Origin of the sequence: Rhizobium sp. 32-5/1 (genome assembly GCF_029537235.1) — a bacterium.
Lineage (GTDB): Bacteria > Pseudomonadota > Alphaproteobacteria > Rhizobiales > Rhizobiaceae > Pararhizobium.
Window position 1 is genome coordinate 940,405 of sequence record NZ_CP120639.1, and the last position, 19,906, is coordinate 960,310.

12 protein-coding genes and 9 pseudogenes are annotated in these 19,906 nt (G+C 57.6%); 11 read left to right on the forward strand and 10 right to left on the reverse strand.

What is annotated here, in order from left to right; genetic code table 11:
- Positions 1-70 precede the first annotated feature (70 nt).
- From P6U16_RS26210 to P6U16_RS26225, 4 genes and pseudogenes are all read right to left on the reverse strand, one after another.
- Positions 71-415, reverse strand: a pseudogene (locus tag P6U16_RS26210) (transposase); the annotation flags it as partial.
- A gap of 72 nt (positions 416-487) precedes the next feature.
- Positions 488-835, reverse strand: coding sequence for an IS66 family insertion sequence element accessory protein TnpB (tnpB, locus tag P6U16_RS26215; RefSeq protein ID WP_277704304.1), 348 nt, complete (start codon positions 833-835; stop codon positions 488-490).
- A gap of 732 nt (positions 836-1,567) precedes the next feature.
- A pseudogene (locus P6U16_RS26220) lies at positions 1,568-2,590 on the reverse strand (IS110 family transposase).
- Between the two features lie 187 nt (positions 2,591-2,777).
- Positions 2,778-2,980, reverse strand: a pseudogene (locus P6U16_RS26225) (hypothetical protein); the annotation flags it as partial.
- Positions 2,981-3,231: 251 nt separating this feature from the next.
- Here P6U16_RS26225 and P6U16_RS26230 point away from each other — a divergent pair.
- The 3 genes from P6U16_RS26230 (at position 3,232) to P6U16_RS26240 (ending at position 5,611) form a co-directional block, all read left to right on the forward strand.
- Positions 3,232-3,375 carry a hypothetical protein gene (locus P6U16_RS26230; RefSeq protein WP_277704305.1) on the forward strand — a complete coding sequence of 48 codons (144 nt, stop codon included), beginning with the start codon at positions 3,232-3,234 and terminating at the stop codon, positions 3,373-3,375.
- Entirely contained in the window at positions 3,342-4,655 is a 1,314-nt protein-coding gene (locus P6U16_RS26235) for a PAS domain-containing protein (protein WP_277704306.1), read from the forward strand. Before P6U16_RS26230 ends, P6U16_RS26235 begins: the two co-directional genes overlap by 34 nt.
- A 77-nt stretch (positions 4,656-4,732) precedes the next feature.
- Complete coding sequence (locus P6U16_RS26240; protein ID WP_277704307.1) at positions 4,733-5,611, forward strand: ATP-binding protein; 879 nt, start codon at positions 4,733-4,735, stop codon at positions 5,609-5,611.
- Between the two features lie 478 nt (positions 5,612-6,089).
- Here P6U16_RS26240 and P6U16_RS26245 read toward each other — a convergent pair whose 3' ends face one another.
- Both P6U16_RS26245 and P6U16_RS26250 read right to left on the reverse strand, forming a co-directional pair.
- Entirely contained in the window at positions 6,090-6,725 is a 636-nt protein-coding gene (locus P6U16_RS26245) for a substrate-binding domain-containing protein (RefSeq protein WP_277704308.1), read from the reverse strand.
- Between the two features lie 93 nt (positions 6,726-6,818).
- On the reverse strand, positions 6,819-8,177 hold the full coding sequence (locus P6U16_RS26250) for a CHASE3 domain-containing protein (RefSeq protein ID WP_277704309.1): 1,359 nt from the start codon (positions 8,175-8,177) through the stop codon (positions 6,819-6,821).
- A gap of 346 nt (positions 8,178-8,523) precedes the next feature.
- On the opposite strand from P6U16_RS26250, the pseudogene P6U16_RS26255 reads away from it, so the two are divergent.
- The 4 genes and pseudogenes from P6U16_RS26255 (at position 8,524) to P6U16_RS26270 (ending at position 13,365) form a co-directional block, all read left to right on the forward strand.
- A pseudogene (locus tag P6U16_RS26255) lies at positions 8,524-9,203 on the forward strand (IS6 family transposase).
- A 304-nt stretch (positions 9,204-9,507) separates the two neighbouring features.
- Positions 9,508-9,750, forward strand: a complete 243-nt coding sequence (locus P6U16_RS26260; RefSeq protein WP_277704310.1) for a hypothetical protein — start codon at positions 9,508-9,510, stop codon at positions 9,748-9,750.
- The gene (locus P6U16_RS26265; RefSeq protein ID WP_277704311.1) at positions 9,714-10,001 is read left to right on the forward strand and encodes a hypothetical protein; all 288 of its coding nucleotides are present in this window, start codon (positions 9,714-9,716) and stop codon (positions 9,999-10,001) included. The genes P6U16_RS26260 and P6U16_RS26265 overlap by 37 nt, the downstream gene beginning before the upstream one ends.
- 1,487 nt (positions 10,002-11,488) lie before the next feature.
- Positions 11,489-13,365 (forward strand): annotated as a pseudogene (locus tag P6U16_RS26270) (PBP1A family penicillin-binding protein).
- 38 nt (positions 13,366-13,403) lie between these two features.
- On the opposite strand, the gene P6U16_RS26275 reads toward P6U16_RS26270, so the two are convergent.
- Together P6U16_RS26275 and P6U16_RS28600 are read right to left on the reverse strand one after the other, a co-directional pair.
- Positions 13,404-14,102 (reverse strand): DUF1206 domain-containing protein, encoded by a 699-nt coding sequence (locus P6U16_RS26275; RefSeq protein WP_349017757.1) that lies wholly within the window; start codon positions 14,100-14,102, stop codon positions 13,404-13,406.
- Between the two features lie 4 nt (positions 14,103-14,106).
- A pseudogene (locus P6U16_RS28600) lies at positions 14,107-14,255 on the reverse strand (hypothetical protein); the annotation flags it as partial.
- Between the two features lie 492 nt (positions 14,256-14,747).
- On the opposite strand from P6U16_RS28600, the gene P6U16_RS26280 reads away from it, so the two are divergent.
- Together P6U16_RS26280 and P6U16_RS26285 are read left to right on the forward strand one after the other, a co-directional pair.
- Entirely contained in the window at positions 14,748-15,068 is a 321-nt protein-coding gene (locus tag P6U16_RS26280; RefSeq protein WP_277704312.1) for a PepSY domain-containing protein, read from the forward strand.
- A gap of 31 nt (positions 15,069-15,099) precedes the next feature.
- The gene (locus P6U16_RS26285) at positions 15,100-15,711 is read left to right on the forward strand and encodes a general stress protein (protein ID WP_277704313.1); all 612 of its coding nucleotides are present in this window, start codon (positions 15,100-15,102) and stop codon (positions 15,709-15,711) included.
- Positions 15,712-16,020: 309 nt separating this feature from the next.
- On the opposite strand, the pseudogene P6U16_RS26290 reads toward P6U16_RS26285, so the two are convergent.
- Positions 16,021-16,551 (reverse strand): annotated as a pseudogene (locus P6U16_RS26290) (transposase); the annotation flags it as partial.
- 605 nt (positions 16,552-17,156) lie between these two features.
- Here P6U16_RS26290 and nadE point away from each other — a divergent pair.
- Together nadE and P6U16_RS26300 are read left to right on the forward strand one after the other, a co-directional pair.
- Positions 17,157-17,977 (forward strand): annotated as a pseudogene (nadE, locus tag P6U16_RS26295) (ammonia-dependent NAD(+) synthetase).
- A 136-nt stretch (positions 17,978-18,113) separates the two neighbouring features.
- A pseudogene (locus tag P6U16_RS26300) lies at positions 18,114-18,703 on the forward strand (cysteine hydrolase).
- 300 nt (positions 18,704-19,003) lie between these two features.
- On the opposite strand, the gene folD reads toward P6U16_RS26300, so the two are convergent.
- Entirely contained in the window at positions 19,004-19,903 is a 900-nt protein-coding gene (folD, locus tag P6U16_RS26305) for a bifunctional methylenetetrahydrofolate dehydrogenase/methenyltetrahydrofolate cyclohydrolase FolD (RefSeq protein ID WP_277704314.1), read from the reverse strand.
- Positions 19,904-19,906 lie beyond the last annotated feature (3 nt).

The following is a 19,906-nucleotide window of genomic DNA, read 5'->3' on the forward strand; positions in this document are numbered from 1 at the left end:
TTATGTCGCGGTCTGGATGAAGGTATCATGTTGATTGTCGCTGGCAAGAGCTTCGTCGTGGTCTGATCCGTTCTTCGGTTGGAAGACCATCGGGCAAAGGCTTGCGCTTCGGCTTCTCGGACGCGTCGTCCAATTCCGGCAGAGGCGCTTTTCCGGAGCGCAGTTCAGCCTCGGCACGGGAGGCCTCAATCTCCTCCAGAATCAGCTCAAATTGTTCGATCTTCCGGTCGACCTTTTCCGAAGAGGCGCCATGTTGCCGATGTCGGAGCAGCTCCAGTTGCGCCCACAGAAGCCCGATAATGGAGTCGCGCTTGATGACTTCGGCTTCCTGGCTCTCAAGTTTCGCCGCCTGTTCCGCGACGAGTGCGCGCAAAGCAGATGGCTCGTCCTGACTGTGCAGCGGCGTTGTTTCCATACCCGCAAAGGTAGCCGATTTGCCCCTGGAGCGCCAGAATTTTACCCCGGATACCCCTGCAAAATATAGCTTTTATCCCGTTCGACCGGGAGCGGAAGTCCACGCCGGGCGTCGCCAATCGATCCCCTCAACGAGCATCGAAAGCTGCGTCTGCGTCAGGTGCGCCACGCCCTCTTTCGCCGTCGGCCAGGGAAAGTATCCGCGCTCCAAAATCTTGTAGAACAGGCAGAACCCTTGACCGTCCCACCAAAGAAGCCTGATCCGATCGGCGCGTTTTCCGCGGAAACCGAAGTTAGCACCGGAACCCGGTGCCTCCTTCACGACCGTCTCTTCCGGCGCCGATAGACCATCAATCCCCTGCCGCATATCGGTCACCCCGCAGGCCAGATAGACCCGTACATTCCCGGAAGGCCCGATCATGCCGCCTCCACGCAAGGACCAGTGAGGACAGCACCTCAAGATCCATGTCAGCCGGAACCCTCAAGCACCGACCGTTTCGTAGCGAGATCTCAATGACCGCCGGCGTCGGTGGCGTGTCAAGTACCGGTGTAGCGCTCACCTCCTCGGTGATTTCCACCGGAAGGAACATCGCCGGTCGCTCGACATAGCTGAATGACTGCCGCCACAAACGGATCTGGGATGGGTAGATATCATGCCGGCGAGCCACATCACCAATGCGAACACCAGGTTGATCCGCTTCTGCCAATATCCTCAGTTTCGCCTCGTCCGACCACCGACCTCTACGTTCACTGCCGGACATGATCTCCATGCGAGCCATGCAATCTCTTCGATCTGGTATTAATGTCAGCGCTAATGCTGGTTCCAATGCCAGAACATCGCCCGATTTGCCCGATCAGCAAAATCCGCTCACCGGACGTGTGTGGACGCTCCCTCGAATGCAAGCAAAATCTTCACTCAGTCTTGAACATTGGTCGGGTGCTGACGTGTGTCCGGCCTCTCGTTGCGACCTCAATAAGTCGCGGGCCCATATGGGAGTTCGCGGATCAGGTCCAACACGCTCACGCGCACTCAAGGTGCCGTCCGGCAGAACTGGTTTTCCTAATCCCGTCTCTTGACCGTTTGTCCATATCCTTCGTTCGACCTGCCTACACTCGCAATGGCGGTGAGAAGTCCTCTCCGCCAGAGCTGATCTTATGCTGCTAGCCTTTTCTCCTCGTAGCGACCTCCGTTTGTCATAAGCGCCCAAGCAATCCGCCCCATCCGATTGGCGAGTGCAACGGTGATCAGCATCGGCGGCTTTTTGCCAATCATGCGCGACAACCAAGAGCCTTCGACCGCTCCGCGCCTTGATGCCCAGCGAACGACCGCAGCTGCCCCAATTAGCAACAGTCGTCGAAGGTCACGCTGCCCCATCTTGGAGGTTTTGCCGAGCCGGGCTTTTCCACCAGATCAGTGCTGGCGCGGTGTCAAACCCATCCACTCAGAGAAATCTCGACCTCGCGTGAAAGTCTCTGCAGGCGGAGCTAAAGCTTCGAGCGCTGTTGCAATGACAGGTCCAATTCCCGGAATGCTCATGAGCCGCTTGGCAACATCATCCTGCCGTGCCCTTCGGCCAATCTCCTGATCGAGTTCCCGGACTTTATCAATGAGTGCCCGCAATGTTGCAACCAATGCTAAGCAGGGCGCGCGGCCTCCGTCAAGCTTGAGCCATCGTCTTCAACTTGACTGATAAGAGTACCGACATGCGCGGGGCCTTGTGGAGCGGTAATTCCGAACTCTGCCATCAGACCACGCAAAGCATTGATAATTTGTGTCTTTTGCCTCACGAGAAGGTCTCGTACCTTAAATACCGTCGCTGAAGCCTGCTTCTCCTGACTTTTGACTGCCACAAAACGCATCGTTTGGCCGCATCGCCGCCTCACAGATGGCTTTTGCATCGGCCGCATCATTCTTCTGACGCTTCACAAAGGGCTTCACGTAAATCGGCGCGATCAGCTTCACCTGGTGCCCGAGCTTGGCAATCTCGCGCCCCCAATGGTGGCTTCCGGCACATGCTTCCATCGCAACGATGCAGGGATCGATCTCCGATAGGAAGTCGAGCAATTTCTTACTCGGAATCTTTCGCCGGAAAAGCACCGAGCCATCAACGCTTGCGGCGTGAACTTGAATTATGCTCTTGGCCAAATCCAGGCCGATTATGCTAACCTTTTCCATGGGCGCTCTCCCTTCTAATGGTTCCAACACAACCATTCTGGCACAAAGATGCCGTTGAGTGGGAGCGTCCACCCCATGGCTCACCGTGAAGGCGGGCGCGTTGGAAAAGCAAACGTGTGAGGTCTGCGGCATGGAAGCAGTCGATGCCCATCACGACCAATACGACGAGCCTTTAAGGGTACGGTGGTTATGCCGCCAGCACCACACCAGGCTTCAGTTTCGTCAGCAGCGAGACCCCGTGGTCAAGCACGCCGTTGTGCACTATGGCGTTTCGGTTGTGTAGCCCGTCGTATAGAGCACGCGCAGGCCCCGCCGCGTTTCCACGGCTAGCTCTGCGAGCTGTCTGTCCTTCATCTCAGGCATGACGATGTCGGTGAACAGAGGTTCGACGTGGGGCTGCAGCTCGGGCTTGAGGGATGCCAGATAAGCGATGACGAGCGCAGTATCCATTTTCGGTCCTTGGGTCCATGGCCAGGGTTGCGGCCTATTAACTGACCGGCGGGCGTTCGTTCCGATCATCGCTTGTACCAGTGCCGAGAAATAAGGGCGGTCTGTGATGTTGGTCGGCTTGAAGTCGCTTGAAGTGACATTTGACTATGTCGATGCTAGATCAATTCGAATGACATGCCGGAGCAATCTCCTTGACTGACGACGACGCAAAGGCGGGCGAACTGCAATGGGAAAACGCACGGCTGAAAGCGGCGCTCGCTGCGGTCGGGGAGTTCTCTGGACGAATGACGGCAGCGGCCGCATGGTCGAGTCACAGCCAGGCTGGGAAAAGCTGACCGGGCAGAAACCGGAAGAATTGGAAGGCTTTGGCTGGACAGCCGCCATCCATCCCGATGACGTCCAACCGACAATCGCCGCTTGGAACGATGCGGTGACAAGCTCGACGCCTTTCGTGTTCGAACATCGCGTTCGACGCGCCGACGGAGAATGGCGTCGCTTTTCCGTTCGCGCGCTGCCAACGATCGACGAGGATCGTAGCGTGGTCGAATGGGTGGGCGTCCATACCGACGTGACCGAACAACGTGACGTCGCCAAAGCCTTGGCTGAAAGCGAGGACAATTACCGCAACGCTGTCGAACTCAACCCGCAGACAACATGGACCGCGCGGCCGGACGGTCAGCTTGACCGCGTAGCTGAACGCTGGCGGGAATGGACTGGCGGCAGCGGCCTCGGCTCGTCATGGGGAGAAGCGATGCACCCGGATGACCTGGAGCGTTCGGTCGAAGTCTGGACGCGTTCGGTGACCACGGGTGAGCCATATGACATTGAGCACCGTGCCCGAATGGTGTGCGGCGAATATCACTGGATGCATTCGCGCGCCTATCCCCGACGCGACGAGCAGGGCCGCATTGTCAAATGGTATGGCTCGACCGAGGACATCGAAGAACGCAAGCGCGCTGAAGAAAAGCTGCGCGCCAGCGAGGAACAGTTCCGTGGGTTTGCGCAGGCCGTTCCGAACCAGATTTGGACGGCAACACCGGACGGATATCTCGACTGGTTCAACGACCGCGTCTACGACTACATGGGCGTCGACCCAGGATCGCTCGATGGTACGGAAGCATGGGCGGTGAATGTTCATCCGGACGATCAGACAACAGCCGCCAACGCTTGGCTGCGTTCGCTTCAGACGGGCGAGGTCTACGAAACCGAATTTCGAATCCGTAGCGCAGCCGGCGCGTACCGATGGTTCCTCGTACGCGCCGTTGCTGTGAAATCGGGCGACGGCAGGATAGCCCGATGGATCGGCACGAATACCGACATCGAAGACAGCAAACGCCAGACGGAAGAACTTGCGCGCTTCGCCGCCACGCTTGAAGAGCAGGTGCTGATGCGCACCGGAGAGCTGATGGCTGCGGAGGAGGCTCTGCGTCAGTCACAGAAAATGGAGGCGGTCGGTCAACTCACTGGCGGACTGGCGCATGATTTCAACAATCTGCTGGCGGGTATTTCGGGTAGTCTTGAACTTATCCAGCGTCGCACGGCAAAAGGGCAGTTCGACGGTCTTGAGCGGTATGTCGCCGCAGGTCAGGAAGCGGCTGCTGCGCCGCAGCGCTGACACATAGACTTTTGGCGTTCTCCCGTCGTCAGACGCTCGATCCAAGGCCGACAGACATCGATCGTCTGATCGAGGGCATGGCGGAGATCGTCAAGAACACCATTGGTCCGTCAATTGCTCTGGAGATCGATGCGGTCGATACCCCTTGGCCGGTCCTCGTCGATCCTAACCAGCTCGAAAACGCGCTCCTCAATCTCTGCATCAATGCACGGGATGCACTCCCGGATGGTGGTTCGATATTCGTGCGGACCCGCAACTTGGCTCTCAGTCGACGCGACGTCTCCGGCCTCGACATCGCGCCGGGAGATTACCTTGCTGTCTCGATCGAGGACGATGGGGTCGGGATGTCGCCCGAGACGGTCGCAAGGGCCTTCGAACCATTCTTCACGACGAAGCCGACCGGGCTCGGAACCGGGCTCGGTTTGTCCATGATCTACGGGTTCGCCCGTCAGTCTGGTGGGGGTGTAAGAATTTCATCGAAAGACGGCGAGGGCACGAATGTGACACTCTACCTTCCACGTCACGAGGTCGCCGAAGCGCCCGAAGTGGTCGAGGAACAGACGATGGAAGGGATGTTTCCGCCGAGCGGCCACACGATCCTCGTGATTGATGATGAAGCTTTGATAAGAATGCTTGTCGTCGACACCCTCCAGGAGCTTGGGTACGAAACACTTGAAGCCGGGGATGGCCCCCAGGGGATGAGACTGCTGCGCTCACATGCACGCATCGATCTGTTGGTAACGGACGTCGGCTTGCCGAACGGCATGAATGGTCGGCAAGTCGCCGATGCGGCTAGAGAACTGCGTCCGGGCTTGAAGGTTATGTTCATGACGGGCTATGCCGAGAACGCCGTTCTCGATCGTGGCCATTTGGACGCCGACATGCAAATCATGACGAAGCCGTTCCAGATGGACGATTTCATCCAACGTATCCGGGACATGGTAGGGCAGGTCTGAGCATAGCAAATCCTGAATTCCCGATCATTGATGCGACGACCAGGGAAATTCAAAAACTGGTCGCGTGTTTCAAAACAGATATTCCCGTACATGCGCAAGTACTCGTCCCTCCTGGACGCTTCAAGAAAGATGGCTTCTGGGTTCTTAAGGTCGCGTTCATACGCCGCGATATTATCCGCATCCAGAAGTTTGGGCAAAATGTCCATGGCTTGGGGAACGCTTCTGCCTTCAAGCCAATCAGCTGCGAACGACCCAAGCGCGTAGCCAAAGATCGGTGAAGCCAAGCTCACACTCGCCTTGTAAGGGCTTTGCGCATCCTTTAATTCTTCAACCGCATCAGGCTCCCCGTCGATGCCTCCGAGGAATTGTGCGGGAGAGGCCTTCCCTGCCTCCCTCAGTGCCTTCAACGCTCCAATCACCACTGTATCAGCTCCCAACACGACATCGACCTTGGGGTGGGCCAGCAGGATGAGCTTCATCATCTCGTACCCTCCCTCGACGTTGACAGGGCTGGGGAAATATCCGCGACGATGCGCACATCGGGTAATCTCCCTAAAACGTCGCGCATGGCCTTGAACCGGGGTGCGAGAAACTGAAGGCTGTCGTGGGTCAGAAGAACGACGTTGGCCCGGCCATCCAGCTTCTCAATGATGAATTCGGATGCAGCCTGAGCGAGGCGCTCTCCGGTCAGATACTGCGGAGCGTTGAGGATGGTTACGGCCGGAGGTGGAACCACCGTTCCGACATAGGTGCCTTTTGCGATCGCAGCCAGAAGGGACGGTGCGAGGGCGAGCGCATCGATGGGGGCTGCAACGAGAGCGCCCGCGTTGTTCGCCACCGCGGCATCGGCTGCCGCCACCATTTTCGAAGAAGCGTCCTCAGCGAGCTCATCGGTGAATTTCAGGCCCCGGCGTTCAGCCGCCTGCGCCAAACCGAATTTGACCCCTTCCATGAACTGGCGGTCATTGTCCTGCAGAAACACGAGGCTTCGATCTAAGCCAACGGGAGGCTTGCAGGTGGCAGCCTTGCTGTCGAAGGCAGGCAGCTTGAGCGGCGTAGTGATGCCTTCCGCCTTAACCGGGTAACTGCCAAAAACCGCGTAGAAACTCGCCATAATGAATGCAGAGGTGATAGGTCGTGAAATCATGGCGGCGGCAATCTTTTCAAGAAGAGAATGATGCGTGTCAGGGACGATAGCGGTCTCGCCTCATGAGGGCGCCGTCGGAAAAGAGAGGCTCGCGCTGGTTCCGGGAGAACGCGTCAGATATACGATCGTCGCCCCCATGCTCGAAGCCATGGCGTTCACGATGCGCGTTCCAAGCCCGGTCCCCTGCGCGGGGCTGCCTTCGCGCCGACCGATACCATCGTCTTCAACAGTCAATATTCCGAAACCATTTCCCTGTCGGGCCAATACGACCCTGATCTCCCCGGCTTGATCGGGATAGGCGTACTTCACCGCGTTCATCACCCATTCGGAAACGATGACCCCAAGATTGACGCTCGCATCGGTTCTTAGCTTCATCGGTTCGAACTCGTACTTAAAAGAGATCGCGTTGGAAGACGCAGCTGTCATTTTGAACTGATCGAGTAGTCCTATAAGGTATTCGTCAAGCGCGACTTCCTGCCCGTCCCCGGCCTCATAAAGACGCCTGTGCACCATCGCGATGGCCTGAACGCGGGCTTTCGTTTCTTCCAAGGCGCTCTTTGCGTGATCGTCGGTCAGCGTGCGGGCTTGCAGCGTTATCAGTGAACTCACCAAGGTAAGGCTATTGGCTACGCGATGGTTGACTTCGGCGAGCAACACCTCGGCGCGGTCTTTGGCAGCGCGCATCTGATCGGTCGCGACGGCCAGCTCGGCGGTTCGCTCGGTGACCCTCTGCTCCAGTTTGTCGTTCGATCGAGACAGTTCGCGTTGGGTGTTTTTCAGTTCTCGGGTGTATCTGATGACGATGTAGATCGCTCCACCCGCAAGCGCGAGCATGATAGCGCCGTTGACGGCCGACACCAGCTGGAGCCATACCGCGTTCCCGGTCTGCTCGTTCACGAGCTCGGCCAGCCGATCATCAGCTGCCAATGTGATTCCCGTCACGAAGACGTTGATCTCATCCATCTGGAGTTTGCCGCGGTTCGTGCGGATCAGCGAAAGCGCTTTGTCTCCCTCGCGCGCTTTCTTTAGCGCGATGCTTTCATCCATCTCCGACACCTTGGCTCGGGCGACATCACTTAGCCGCTCTACCGCTGCCGACAGGTCCGAATAGTCGCTCAATGCATCCGGCAGTAACGCCACGGCAGCTTTGGCCTTTTGCTTCGCCTGGTCGTACGGCGACAGATAGACCTCATTGTCGGTATAAAGAAAACCGCGCTGGCTGGACTCCGCCGCCTGCAGGGCCGATCGCAGGTCTACGGCAATCGATTTCGCGTCCCTGGCCTCCAAGACGGCGTCCGACAGGTCTTGGGCGCGGGACGACAGCCACACGGAAGATCCGATGATGGCAAACAGGGCGGCGATGCCCAGGATGACGAGGGCGAACGTGGAACTGACAAACTGACGCGTGCTAATGGGCATTATGAACCAATGACAGAAGACCAAGACTAATGCGAGTCGTGTGCCTGTATTCCGTCAGCCACCGGCAAACGCGTTACATCACGGCCATTCTGACCGCTTGAACGCGTATACAAGACGACACATAGTCGCCATACCCGTTGAGCGCGACAGGGGTGACCCCAAAACCAAGTGAAAATTGCCACATACAATGTCAACGGCGTCGACGGGCGCCTGATGTGTTCATCCGATGGCTGGATGAGGCGAAGGCGGACGTCGTCGTTCTCCAAGAGCTGAAGGCGCTGAATGCCAAGCTTCCCGGGCATCGTCAACTTAACGGAATGTGGAATTCGATGTGCGATGACGGGGCATGCCACATCGTGACCCGCTCTATCGCCGCCATCGCTTTCCCGCTGAAATCATTGCTCACGCCGTGTGGCTTTATTTCCGTTTTCCTCTCAGCCTGCGGATGGTCGAGGACTTGCTGGCTGCTCGTGGGATCATTGTCTCCCATCAGACAATCCGGCAGTGGGCGGAGAAATTCGGCCGCACCTTCGCCAACGAGATCCGCCGTCGATCATCCGGTCGGCTCGGAGATAAATGGCACCTCGATGAGGCCGCCATTTCGATTCGAGGCAAGAAGCACTGGCTGTGACGCGCCGTTGACCAGGACGGTTCGTCTTGGAGGTGCTGGTGCAAAGCCGCCGAAATGCCAAGGCGGCCAACCGCCTGATGCGCAAGCTCTTGAAGAGCCAGGGTCGAGCGCCGCGTGTAATGATAACCGACAAGCTTCGATCTTACGACGCTCCAAAGCGGGAGATCATGCCCGGTGTTGAGCATCGTTCCCACAAAGGCCTGAACAATCGGGCGGAAAATTCTCACCAACCAGTCCGGCGGCGAGAGCGGATCATGAAGCGCTTCAAGTCACCGCGACATCTACAACGCTTCGTCTCCATTCATGACCCGATTGCCAACCTGTTCACCTCCAGCCATCATCGCGAATTGCGTTCAGCGGCGATGAACCTGTGGGTGAAAATCGCCCGATCATGACCGACGAAATCGGCCAGCGCCGTGGTTTGCCCTCATTGTAGTTAAGTTTACGATGTCCTCTGTTGCCAGGTCTGTGGCATCGTCCAGCGCGTTGGGCCGGGCCGGAGGTGCTTCACATGACAAGTCCCCATACAAAAGGATTTTTGGTTGAGAATGGGTTGTGGGGAATTGCGGGCAGGGCAAGGCCCCGCCGACAATCAACCCGTTTCGTTCGCGCTATGTCTCACCAAATCTTAAATCGTCTGTGCAATTGTTCTGTACCGCCGCTAAACGTAGCGACGACCTAACGCAATAAGGTCTTCCCATGAAAAAATTCGCTTTGGTTTGCATCCTCACTTTTGCTGGCCCGATTTTTGCCAACGCCGCGACGCTTGATTTCCCGTCAGACGCCCCTGTGGCCAGCATTACCATTCCGGATAGCTGGCAGCCGGAGGGAACCGCAACGGGCGTTGTTGCAACGTCGGACGACGGTGCGGTATTTTTTCGACTGATGTTGCGACCGAGGAATCGATGGACCAAGTGGTTTCCGATGCTGTCGATTTCCTGACGGAAAATGGCGTCAAAATCGACACCAGCACACAGAAGCAGACGCCGGCTACAATATACGACGGCCTTAGCATCTCAATGGTCGAATGGGAAGGTACAGATAAGGACGGCCCGGTGAGCGTTAGTTTAGCTTTTGTCGTGCCGAAGGAAGACACGGCTGTGGTGGTCACCTATTGGGGCAGCAAAGGAGCCGAGGACAAGCACCAGGACGCCATTGTCCAGATGCTCCTTTCGATCCGAGCGACAAACTAGTTCATTTCCGTAGCGAGGCTGGTTGCGCCATCGGAGGTTCCCGTGTTCCGAAATGTGCTTGTGCTTTTGCTGCTAAATGTTTGTATTTGCGTCGCTTCCACGGCAGAAGCTTCCGATGCGATTGCCTCTGACCTGTGCCTGTTGCCCGTAAAAATGGTGAGCCCATAGGGGAGGATATGACCGCGACGTGGCGCATGGTCACGAAAGTCGTTGTGATTGAGGGTATTGAGAGGCCGATCATCTATCCGTTGAACCGTGGCGGCGTTTGGACCATCAGCCACAACTACTCGTTCTCACAATTTAGAGGCGAGTTTCCCGACAATGCATTCCATGACCATTTTGCGAGAGACCCGGTTACCGGATCAACCGTGGAAACAAGCCCTTTCAAGGGCGTTTTCGTGATCCAACCCGGCGCAGCTGCATTCACTCCTTTGTACAAACCCGATCGCGCTCCGCTTCGTAGTCCTGGGCAAGCGACATATGTGGGCCGCTTCAAAGGAACCGTAATTTATGATCCTCCTGGCCTGTACCTCCTGGATCGTCAGTTTCGGTTGCAGAAACTCCCCTCCACAAACACATTACGGAGGGCGTCCAATTGCTTATCGATCTGCCGGTCATCAAGGCACTGCTGATTTCTTCTGGTAACAGCGTTTTTCTAAGTGACGATAGTGGGCATACCGTTCTTCTGGCCACTCTGCAGAAGTGGGATACGGTCAAGCACGCGGTTGTGGCGTCTTCTAGAAGGATAAAGATCAGGGCAAATTGGAGCGAATTCGAGATAGCTTCTCCCGCCCGCGACGCCTCAGGTCATTGGGCTCTTGCCGTTCTTAAAGCGTCAAATTCTAACAGCCTAAGTTCACCTCTTCGACGTTGTCCTTATAGTCGACCTTGGGATCAACTATAGGGACAACGTCGACAGATCCACACATCGGGTCCAGTTCGACCTTGAATCTGCCCATATGAGCGCTTTTGGATGGGCACGTCGCGACGCCTCCCTTCACTACCACTCATCCAGCACTAGGTGTTGGAACACCGACGGTGGACACGGATGTCCCGGATTAAGAAGCAAAGGCAGTCGCCGAGTGCCTGGATCAATAAAGACGGACAACACGCAAGCCGATGCCGGAAAAGAAGAGGTTTCGCCGCGCGATGACACCGCTGAACATTCCACCGGAATCGAGAGCGATGGTCCCAACTTTCAACGAAGCGGGCGTGCCGTTCGAGAACTCGTGTCAGCGATGCGCGACGATCTCGGCACGATCTGGGTGCGCAGCAAAGCCAGGCTTCTGCAGGCAACTGCCCATCTGAACGAACGATCAAGGACCTTCGAGACCGCGCCGCTGCGGTCGAAACTTGGCAGGTCGATGGCGCACCTGGCTGCGCTTTCGAGCAGCGCGTGGACAAGGCTATCTGGACTTCGCAACAAAACGCTCTCCTGGCGATCGTTGAAATGGGAGGGGTGGCGATCCTGGCGCGGTGTTTTCGCTCTGGCTTCACTGAGCTGTCTCGTCGTTCTGGCCAGCCTTTTTTCTGGGCTCTGAAGGACGTCCCTTGGGCGGAAATCGCTGACGGATCCCTGAAGCCGACCATTGTGCTCGAAACAGCAGATGGTCAGCCCTTGGTCCGGCAGGGACCGTTCCAGGGTCCCCATGCAAACTATGAAGAATTTCCTCCGCATCTGCTGGACGCGGTCCTCTCGATCGAGGATCGGCGCTTCCTCGATCATTATGGTATCGACCTGAAGGGGATATCCCGCGCACTCGTCCGAAATTTCCAGGCCGGCGAAGTTGTGCAGGGCGGCAGCACGATCACCCAGCAACTGATCAAAGTCCTGTATCTGGAAAGCGATCGGACCGTGAAGCGCAAGCTCCAGGAAGTGGTCATCGCATTCTGGCTGGAATGGAAGCTCGGCAAGCAGGAGATTCTGGCACGCTACCTGAACGCGGTCTATCTCGGCGCCGGCGCCACGGGAATGCCGGCGGCGGCACGCATCTATTTCAATAAGGACGTTGGCGCACTCGACATCAGGGAATCGGCGATGTTGGCAGGTCTCCTCAAGGCGCCGAGCCAGCTCAATCCGATCGACAATTTCGAGGGCGCGAGACAGCGCACGGTGACCGTCCTCGACGCCATGGTTGAAAATGGCAAGCTGAACGTTGCAGAAGCAACGGCCGCAAAAGCCGAATTCGCTGCATTGGACGTGACAACGCCGACGCCGCGTTCCGGCAGCTGGTTTGCCGACTGGGTTTCCGGGCAAGCCCGCGAAATTGCAGGCGCCTCGACCGGTTCGATCACGGTGCGCACGACCCTCATCCCGCGCCTCCAGCAAGCCGCGGAAACGATAATCAGCCGTGCGCTGGACAAGGAAGGAAAAGCTCTCGGCGTATCGCAGGCCGCTTTGGTGGCGATGACACCGGACGGCGCCGTCGTCGCAATGGTCGGAGGACGCGACTACAAGGCCAGCCAATTCAACCGGGCTGCCACGGCCATGCGTCAGCCCGGATCCACGTTCAAGCTCTTCGTCTATTATGCTGCCTTGAAGAAGGGTTATGGCCTGCGTGATCAGATCATCGACGAGCCCATAACAATCGACGGCTGGTCGCCCGAGAATTCCGGCGGTGGCTTTCGAGGCCGTGTTACACTCGCGGAGGCCTTCGCCCGCTCTCTCAACGCCGCGACCGTTGCCCTCGCCCAAGAGGTCGGAATAGAGAACGTCGCTGCGGCGGCCAAAGAGCTTGGCATAGACGCGACCCTGACCAATGGGCCAGCGCTGTCGCTTGGAGCGTCGGAGGTGAGCCTGCTGGATCTAACGGGCGCCTATGCATCTGTACGCGCCGGGCTATCCCCCGTTCAGCCGTGGGGCGTGATCGATTTTCAGGCGCAGGCGCAACCGCGTGCCTTTCGCATCGGGCCGCAAGTCAAACTTTCGGTGGATATTTCAGAGTACCAGCAAGATCTCGTTCAGCTTCTTCAACTGGTCGTCGAGCGTGGGACCGGACGCGAAGCCTCTCCGGGGGTATTTGCGGCGGGCAAGACAGGCACAAGCCAGAACAACCGGGATGCTTGGTTTGTGGGCTTCACCGAACCACTGGTCGCCGGTGTCTGGGTCGGTAACGACGACGGAACTCCAATGAAGGGCGTAACCGGCGGCGATTTACCTGCCGGAATTTGGCGCGAATTCATGCAGGCCGCTATGGCCGAACCCGCGCCCTCTGCCGATCTCGAAGATCAGACGTTAACGGGAGAACAGGAGCCCTCGGCGGCCTGCAATATTCGGGCCTGCGCGCAAACCTATCGCTCTTTCCGTGTTTCGGATTGCACTTACCAACCCTACCGCGGCGAACGACGGCTTTGCGAAAAATAGCGTGGCAATGCTGGCGCGATGAAGGTTGACCGTGGCTTCTAACCCGGACGCCGGAATGAGCGGAAGCGCTGATGTCGAGCGGCCGTCGTTAGGAAGCTTTCAAAGTGACAGAGCATCTCTGTATTGCGCCAGGGCCGGCATCCGTATCCTTCGGTATGCAGCCTCAGCAAATCCGTAAAGACCAAATGCAAGCAGGCCGAGCGCAACGAAAGCATAAAGCAGCGCTCCAAAGGGAGTTGGCGTACCCATGCCAGGGCGTCGGACATCCCGCCCGCCTGTTCGGGATCCACTGCAAAAGCGGCATAGCAGAAAAAGGTACCAGTGATGACGAAGATAACGCCACGGGCGACCAAACCGTAAAGGCAAATCCAGTCTATGACGGTCCCGGCAGTAGCTGGAATGTCCATGTATTTGCGATAACCGTGTCGATAGCCTTTCATGATCTGGGCCACGCCGGCGCCAATGACAGCGAGCCCAACTCCGGCAAGGAGATAGCGTCCGAACGGTTGAGCAATGACCCACGCACTGATAGCCTCCTCTCCGCCGGACTGAGTGCCACTACCCGAGCTCAGCGCTTGGCTGGCTGCAAAGGTTGCCAAACCCAAATGGGTTATCCCGCTAATCAGCATTCCAGTCCTGATGGTGTAGCCCTTCACGGTGTTTGGATGCCCATCTGCGTTGGCGAACGCCTGAACCAGGCGCCACGCAATAAACCCTCCAAGGCCTACAGCGATCAAACCAAGCCATATCCTGCCCAGCGGCTGTTCCAGAACAAGTTGCAACGCAGATTTGGAGCTTGGGTCGCCCCGCCCAATGACGCGAAAAGCGCAAGTCCTGCGACCAGGACATAAACAAGTCCGCGTGCCGCATAGCCGGAGCGCGCCAGCCAATGAAAAGAGAATCGTTCGGTCATGACGCCTCGACAGGGGCTAAATTTGAACTTGGCTCTATTTGTCCCTTCGGCGAATGGCAACAGGACCGGCGCAACTCGATATTTCCAGGCGGTCACAATTTCGGTCTGTGTCGGCCCAGATTGTAAGCGAGTGAGGTTTTATGCTGCTATCGCTTCGTGGAGAGCAGATAACTCGGCAAGCACCCTTCGGTTCCCCCTAGGGAATCTTGACGCTTTAAAATCATCAGTTGACCCTGTTCCCAGCGATGGAAATAGCACCGTTCGGCGCCGGAGAACCGCACCGTTTCCAACTTAAGTTTCAGAACATCACCCGCTTGCGGCTGCCAACTCCGCTGAAGTAGGACTTTGGTCTGCCACAGATCGGGCATAGGTCTAATAGGTTGCCGGTGCGTGCAGCCTGCTGGAACCATTTAATTGCGTGGGTATTCCTTTGCCGAGGATCATTAAGCGATCCCGCAAGGAGAACACCATGAAGAAACTTATTATCGCAACAGCGGCTATCGCCTTTTCTGCAACGTCGGTATTCGCCCAGGAAACGAAGCCTGCCAGCAGCCCTGACGGCGACACTCCGGTCGTCGCTACACCCACTGATCAGAATGCGACCGCACCCGTCGAGGGCGCTAATAGCTTCACTGAAGAACAAGCTAAGGAGCGCATCGTTGAAACAGGGTATGGAGATGTCACCGAGCTGAAGCTTGACGACCAGGGTGTCTGGCAGGGCAAGGCGACCAAAGACGGAAAATCCGTAATGGTGTCGATGGACTACCAGGGCAACATCGTCGCCAGGTAAGCGCGATTGAACAGTATCGAGGAGAAATTCTATGACAAAAACAGTTACCGGTCTTTTTGACACCTATTCTGATGCAAGCTCGGCAGTGGGCCAGCTCAAAGTGGCAGGGATTCCCGACAGCGACATCAGCATCGTCTCCAACAACTCGGACGGACGCTACACGGACAACGAAAGTGACGCCGCCGAAGATGCGGGCACTGGCGCTGGCATTGGAGCAGCAGTTGGTGGCGTCGGCGGTCTGTTAACCGGTCTCGGCATCATGGCGATCCCAGGCGTCGGCCCGGTTGTTGCGGCCGGCTGGCTTGCAGCTACAGCTGCTGGCGCTGTGACCGGTGCAGTGGTTGGTGGTGCCGCAGGTGGGATTGTCGGAGCACTTACGGATTCAGGCGTCGATGAACGCGACGCCCATGTATACGCAGAAGGCGTTCGCCGTGGCGGTACCTTGGTCACGGCCAAAGTCGATGACGCCCGCTCGTTGGAGGCCGAAGCCATTCTCCAGCGCTCGAATTGGGTTGATCTGCCCACGCGCCGCACCGCCTATTCAGGTGAGGGCTGGACCTCGTTCGATGATAAGGCCGATCCATACTCGCAGGCGGAAATTGCTGCTGAGCGTGCGCGCTATCCGGGCCGGGCGTCAATGTAGCATCTCCATGTTTTCGATATGAGTGACGGGCCCCCATCTGGGTCCCGTCTTCAAACCCAGAAGGCTAGTTCGTTTGCAGACTAACACCCTCGCGCCGGACCGGGGAAACGCTTCAGACCAAACTGCCTTTGGGCAAGTTTGGGGTGAGATTCTGCCGACGCTCAGCAGCTAAGAACCGCGTGCCTGCATGCTCAAGCTAGTATAGCCGTAAATCCCCAGAGCTGATCCAAAGCCATCTACGTAAACGCAAGAAGCCTGCTGGTCGCGGCCCATCGCCTATGCGATGCACAACTCAATCGGCGATAACTGGCATGTCAGCCATCGGGCATGGGCACGTGTCCATGGCGTGCGGCCGGTATAGATCCGGCCCTGACGCAGGAGAAAAGACTGAAGTTGCTGACGCGCTTGCTTCAGCGCGTCGTTGGCAGCCTCGCGGGCCCGCCCCAGGTCGCGGGTCGCCTCATGGCTTTCATCTGGAACCCAGAGAGCGGTCAGCTCGCCCGCTCGGTGCAGTCGTGCTAGGCTTACGGCATCGCGGCGGTTGGTCTTCACCCGGTCGCCCGGTCGCTTGGGCACCAGCGACGGCCCCACCATCACGCAGTCATGCCCCAATTCAATAATCTGGAAAAGACTGTAACCCGTCGGACCCGCTTCGTAGCAAAAGTGAAGCTTCGGTCCTCGCTTGGAAAGCTTGGCGACCATCGACGCCACCGACGCCGGCTCCGACGAAATGTCGCCGAAAAACCGCACCTCGCCGTTGCGACCGCCATCGGCAACCGCTACTGAAATCTTCAGCTTCGACGTATCCACGCCAATGAAAATTACGCTATCTTCTTTCATGGTTCGCCCTCGCTAAGCATGGGGCTCGGCTCCGGCCCAATCCAGAGCAACCGCCGAATTTAGCTTACCGCGGGGGCGCGCCACGCTCATCCTGCGAACATACGGTCTAATCGCAGCTGGCTGAAAGGTTAGTGGAAGGTCAGATTGGCCATTGGCATGGGCCCGCAGTAGGTCCGCCATCCTGCAGCGCTGTTATGGGAGCATCCTATTGTCTGTCGAAGCCGCTAAAACTATTGCCGCGCGATGAGGTTCCGACGCAGATGGAACAATCACAAGCTCTTACGGTTTCACACGACAACCGGGAGGCTTACATGGCAGGTCGTGACATTTTGAAGGAAGACGTCGCGGATTTCGCGCGGCAACTTGAGGCGATGACAAACGATGAAAGTTTGCTGCAATGAACTCATTGGAAGAGCATGGAGAGGACGCCGCCGGTGACCTTGATTGAAACCCTCTCACGAATTGCTCTCGTTGAAGAAGAAATTGAACAACGGTTTTTGGGACAAATGCAGACTCCTATTGCGATTGGAAGAAAGAGCAGCCCTTGCTGTCTTGAACTACCGGCCGATTGGAGGCTGACAAATGCCGCAGCGAATGGGTTTCAAATGAATGAAGAACAGCGTTCAATCTCAGCAGCTCTTGGCGTCACCGCCGACTTCGATGTGGCCCAAGAGGTGCGAAAACGCATTCAGTTCCTGGGCGAGTATTTGCGTCAGTCATCAGGTCGAACCTTGGTTTTGGGAATAAGCGGTGGCGTTGACTCCTTGCTGCTGGCTTGCTTGCGCAAGCGGCGGTCGCAGAACTCCGTGCCGATGGATACGAAGCCAGGTTCATCGCGGTGCGATTGCCGTATGGGATTCAGGCTGACGAGTCCGACGCGCAAAAGGCCCTTGCTGTAATCCAGCCGGATCGTGTGGTTGCGATCGATATCAAGCCTGCCGCTGACGCTATGCTTGAGTCCGTGATGGCTGATGGAGCGGATCTGGTGGAACCGGCTCGAAAAGATTTTCATCTCGGCAACATCAAGGCCCGTCAGCGGATGATCGCACAGTATGCTTTGGCTGGCGCAACCGGCGGATTGGTAATCGGGACAGACCAGGCCGCAGAAGCTCTTATGGGTTTCTTCACCAAATTCGGTGATGGGGCAGCTGACATCTTGCCGCTTGCGGGCCTGACGAAGCGACGGGTAAGGACCATAGCCGATTACATGGGCGCACCAAGGGAACTGGTATTCAAGGTGCCGACCGCAGATCTCGAATCTAACGCGCCTCAGCGTCCCGATGAAGATGTTTATGGTGTCACCTACGAGCAAATAGATGACTTTCTGGAAGGACAGCCGGTCGCGGAGCACGCGCGACTGCACATTCTGAGGACATATCGGGCGAGTGGGCACAAACGCAGTCTTCCAGTTGCACCGATCGGGTAAAATCGGGTGCTGAGCGCTGATCCGCTATCAACGCTCCGACTGCAGGCGGACGCCCCGATGCCCGTGACCGCATCGAACCGAGCTCATCCCAACGGCCCCGCGCCCGTGATGAGGGTTCGTGTTGGACGGAGAGACAATGAACGACAGTAACTGGATACACCTCTGCATCGATATGCAGCGAATGTTTGCAGAAGACACGCCCTGGCATGTGCCGTGGATGCGCGAGGTCTCGCCTCAAATCCAAGAAATCGCAAAACGCCATCCACAGCGGACGATTTTTACGCGCTTCGTACCGCCTAGGCGTGCAGAGGACATGCCCGGCATGTGGCGCTCCTACTATGAAAAGTGGGACATGATGACCCTCGCGCGGCTCGGACCGAAGATGGTCGATCTCGTTCCCTCGTTAAAGGCCCTGGTCCCGCCGGCGCGGATCTTCGACAAGATGACCTATTCGCCATGGACCACCGGCGAGCTTCATCGTGTGCTGGCGGGGGAGGGGTGGAGACCCTCGCGATCTCGGGCGGCGAGACGGACGTGTGCGTTCTGGCTGCAGCCATCGGAGCCATAGACCTCGGCTATCGTGTCATTCTCCTCAAGGATGCGGTTTGTAGCGGCACTGACGATACCCACGACGCTTCGCTGGAATTGTTGAGTGGTCGGTTCTCCGTGCAATTGGAAATCTCGTCGGTGGAGGACTTTCTCAGCGGTGCGGGACCAACTGCATGACCCCAGGGATGCAACTGCGTTCTAGAGGGATACGATCAGTAGATAAGGTCCCTAAATTACCTTTAGGCCGCACCAACGATTTTCTGAATGAAATGGCTTAATTTCAAATGCTTAGCGAAAACCCATGCACGGGTTTGCGGTTCCAATCCTTTCAAGGCGGAAGGTCCTGTTCGCTGTGTAGAGCGGTTTGCCAGCTCTCTGACTTCAGCGGAATTTGCGGGTTCAAAGCTCAACCCGGGTGGGAGCACCAGCTATGACCTTCAGCTCCCCTCAGTCGAGAACACCTGATCAATATGGGCGTCAGTAACTCGGCGCCGGCAGACCGGCACGGCGATGCGCAGCAATTAATGTATTGGCCATCAGCATGGCGATGGTCATCGGACCAACACCGCCCGGAACCGGCGATATTGCCTTGGCGACCGGCTTGCATTCGGCAAAGGCTACGTCTCCCACCAGCTTGAATTTGCCTTCGCCCTTTTCTGGTGCAGCCACCCGGTTGATGCCGACGTCGATCACGGTGGCACCCGGCTTCAGCCAGTCGGCCTTGACCATTTCGGCATGACCGACGGCTGCGACCAGGATGTCGGCTTGACGGGCGAGTTCCGGCAGATCGCGGCTTCTGGAATGACCTATGGTGACGGTTGCGTTGGCGGCGAGCAGGAGCTGTGCCATGGGCTTGCCGAAGAGGTTCGAGCGGCCGATGACAAGCGCATTCAGACCGGACAAATCCGTGCCGTGGATCTGCCGGACCAGGATCATGGCACCGGCCGGCGTGCAGGAGACGAGACCAGGGTCCAGATCACCGGTCGCGAGCTTACCAGCATTGACGACATGCAGGCCATCGACATCCTTCTCCGGTAGGATCGACTGGATCACCGTGTTGCTGTCGAGATGCTTCGGAAGCGGTAGCTGGACCAAGATTCCGTCGATCTCCGGATCGGCATTCAGGGAGGCGACCAGCGCCATCAGTGTGTCCTGGGCGGTGTCCTCGGACAGCGTGTGCTGGATCGAGTTGAAACCGCACTGCTTGGCCATGCGGCTCTTGGCGCCGACATAGGCATGGCTTGCCGGATCACTGCCGACAATGACGACCGCCAGGCCCGGTTTGCGGTGGCCTAAGGCCTCAAGCTCTGTTGCCGCTGAGGTTACCGCTTCGACCACAGATGCGGCCGCTGCCTTTCCATCGATGACCGTCGTCACTGG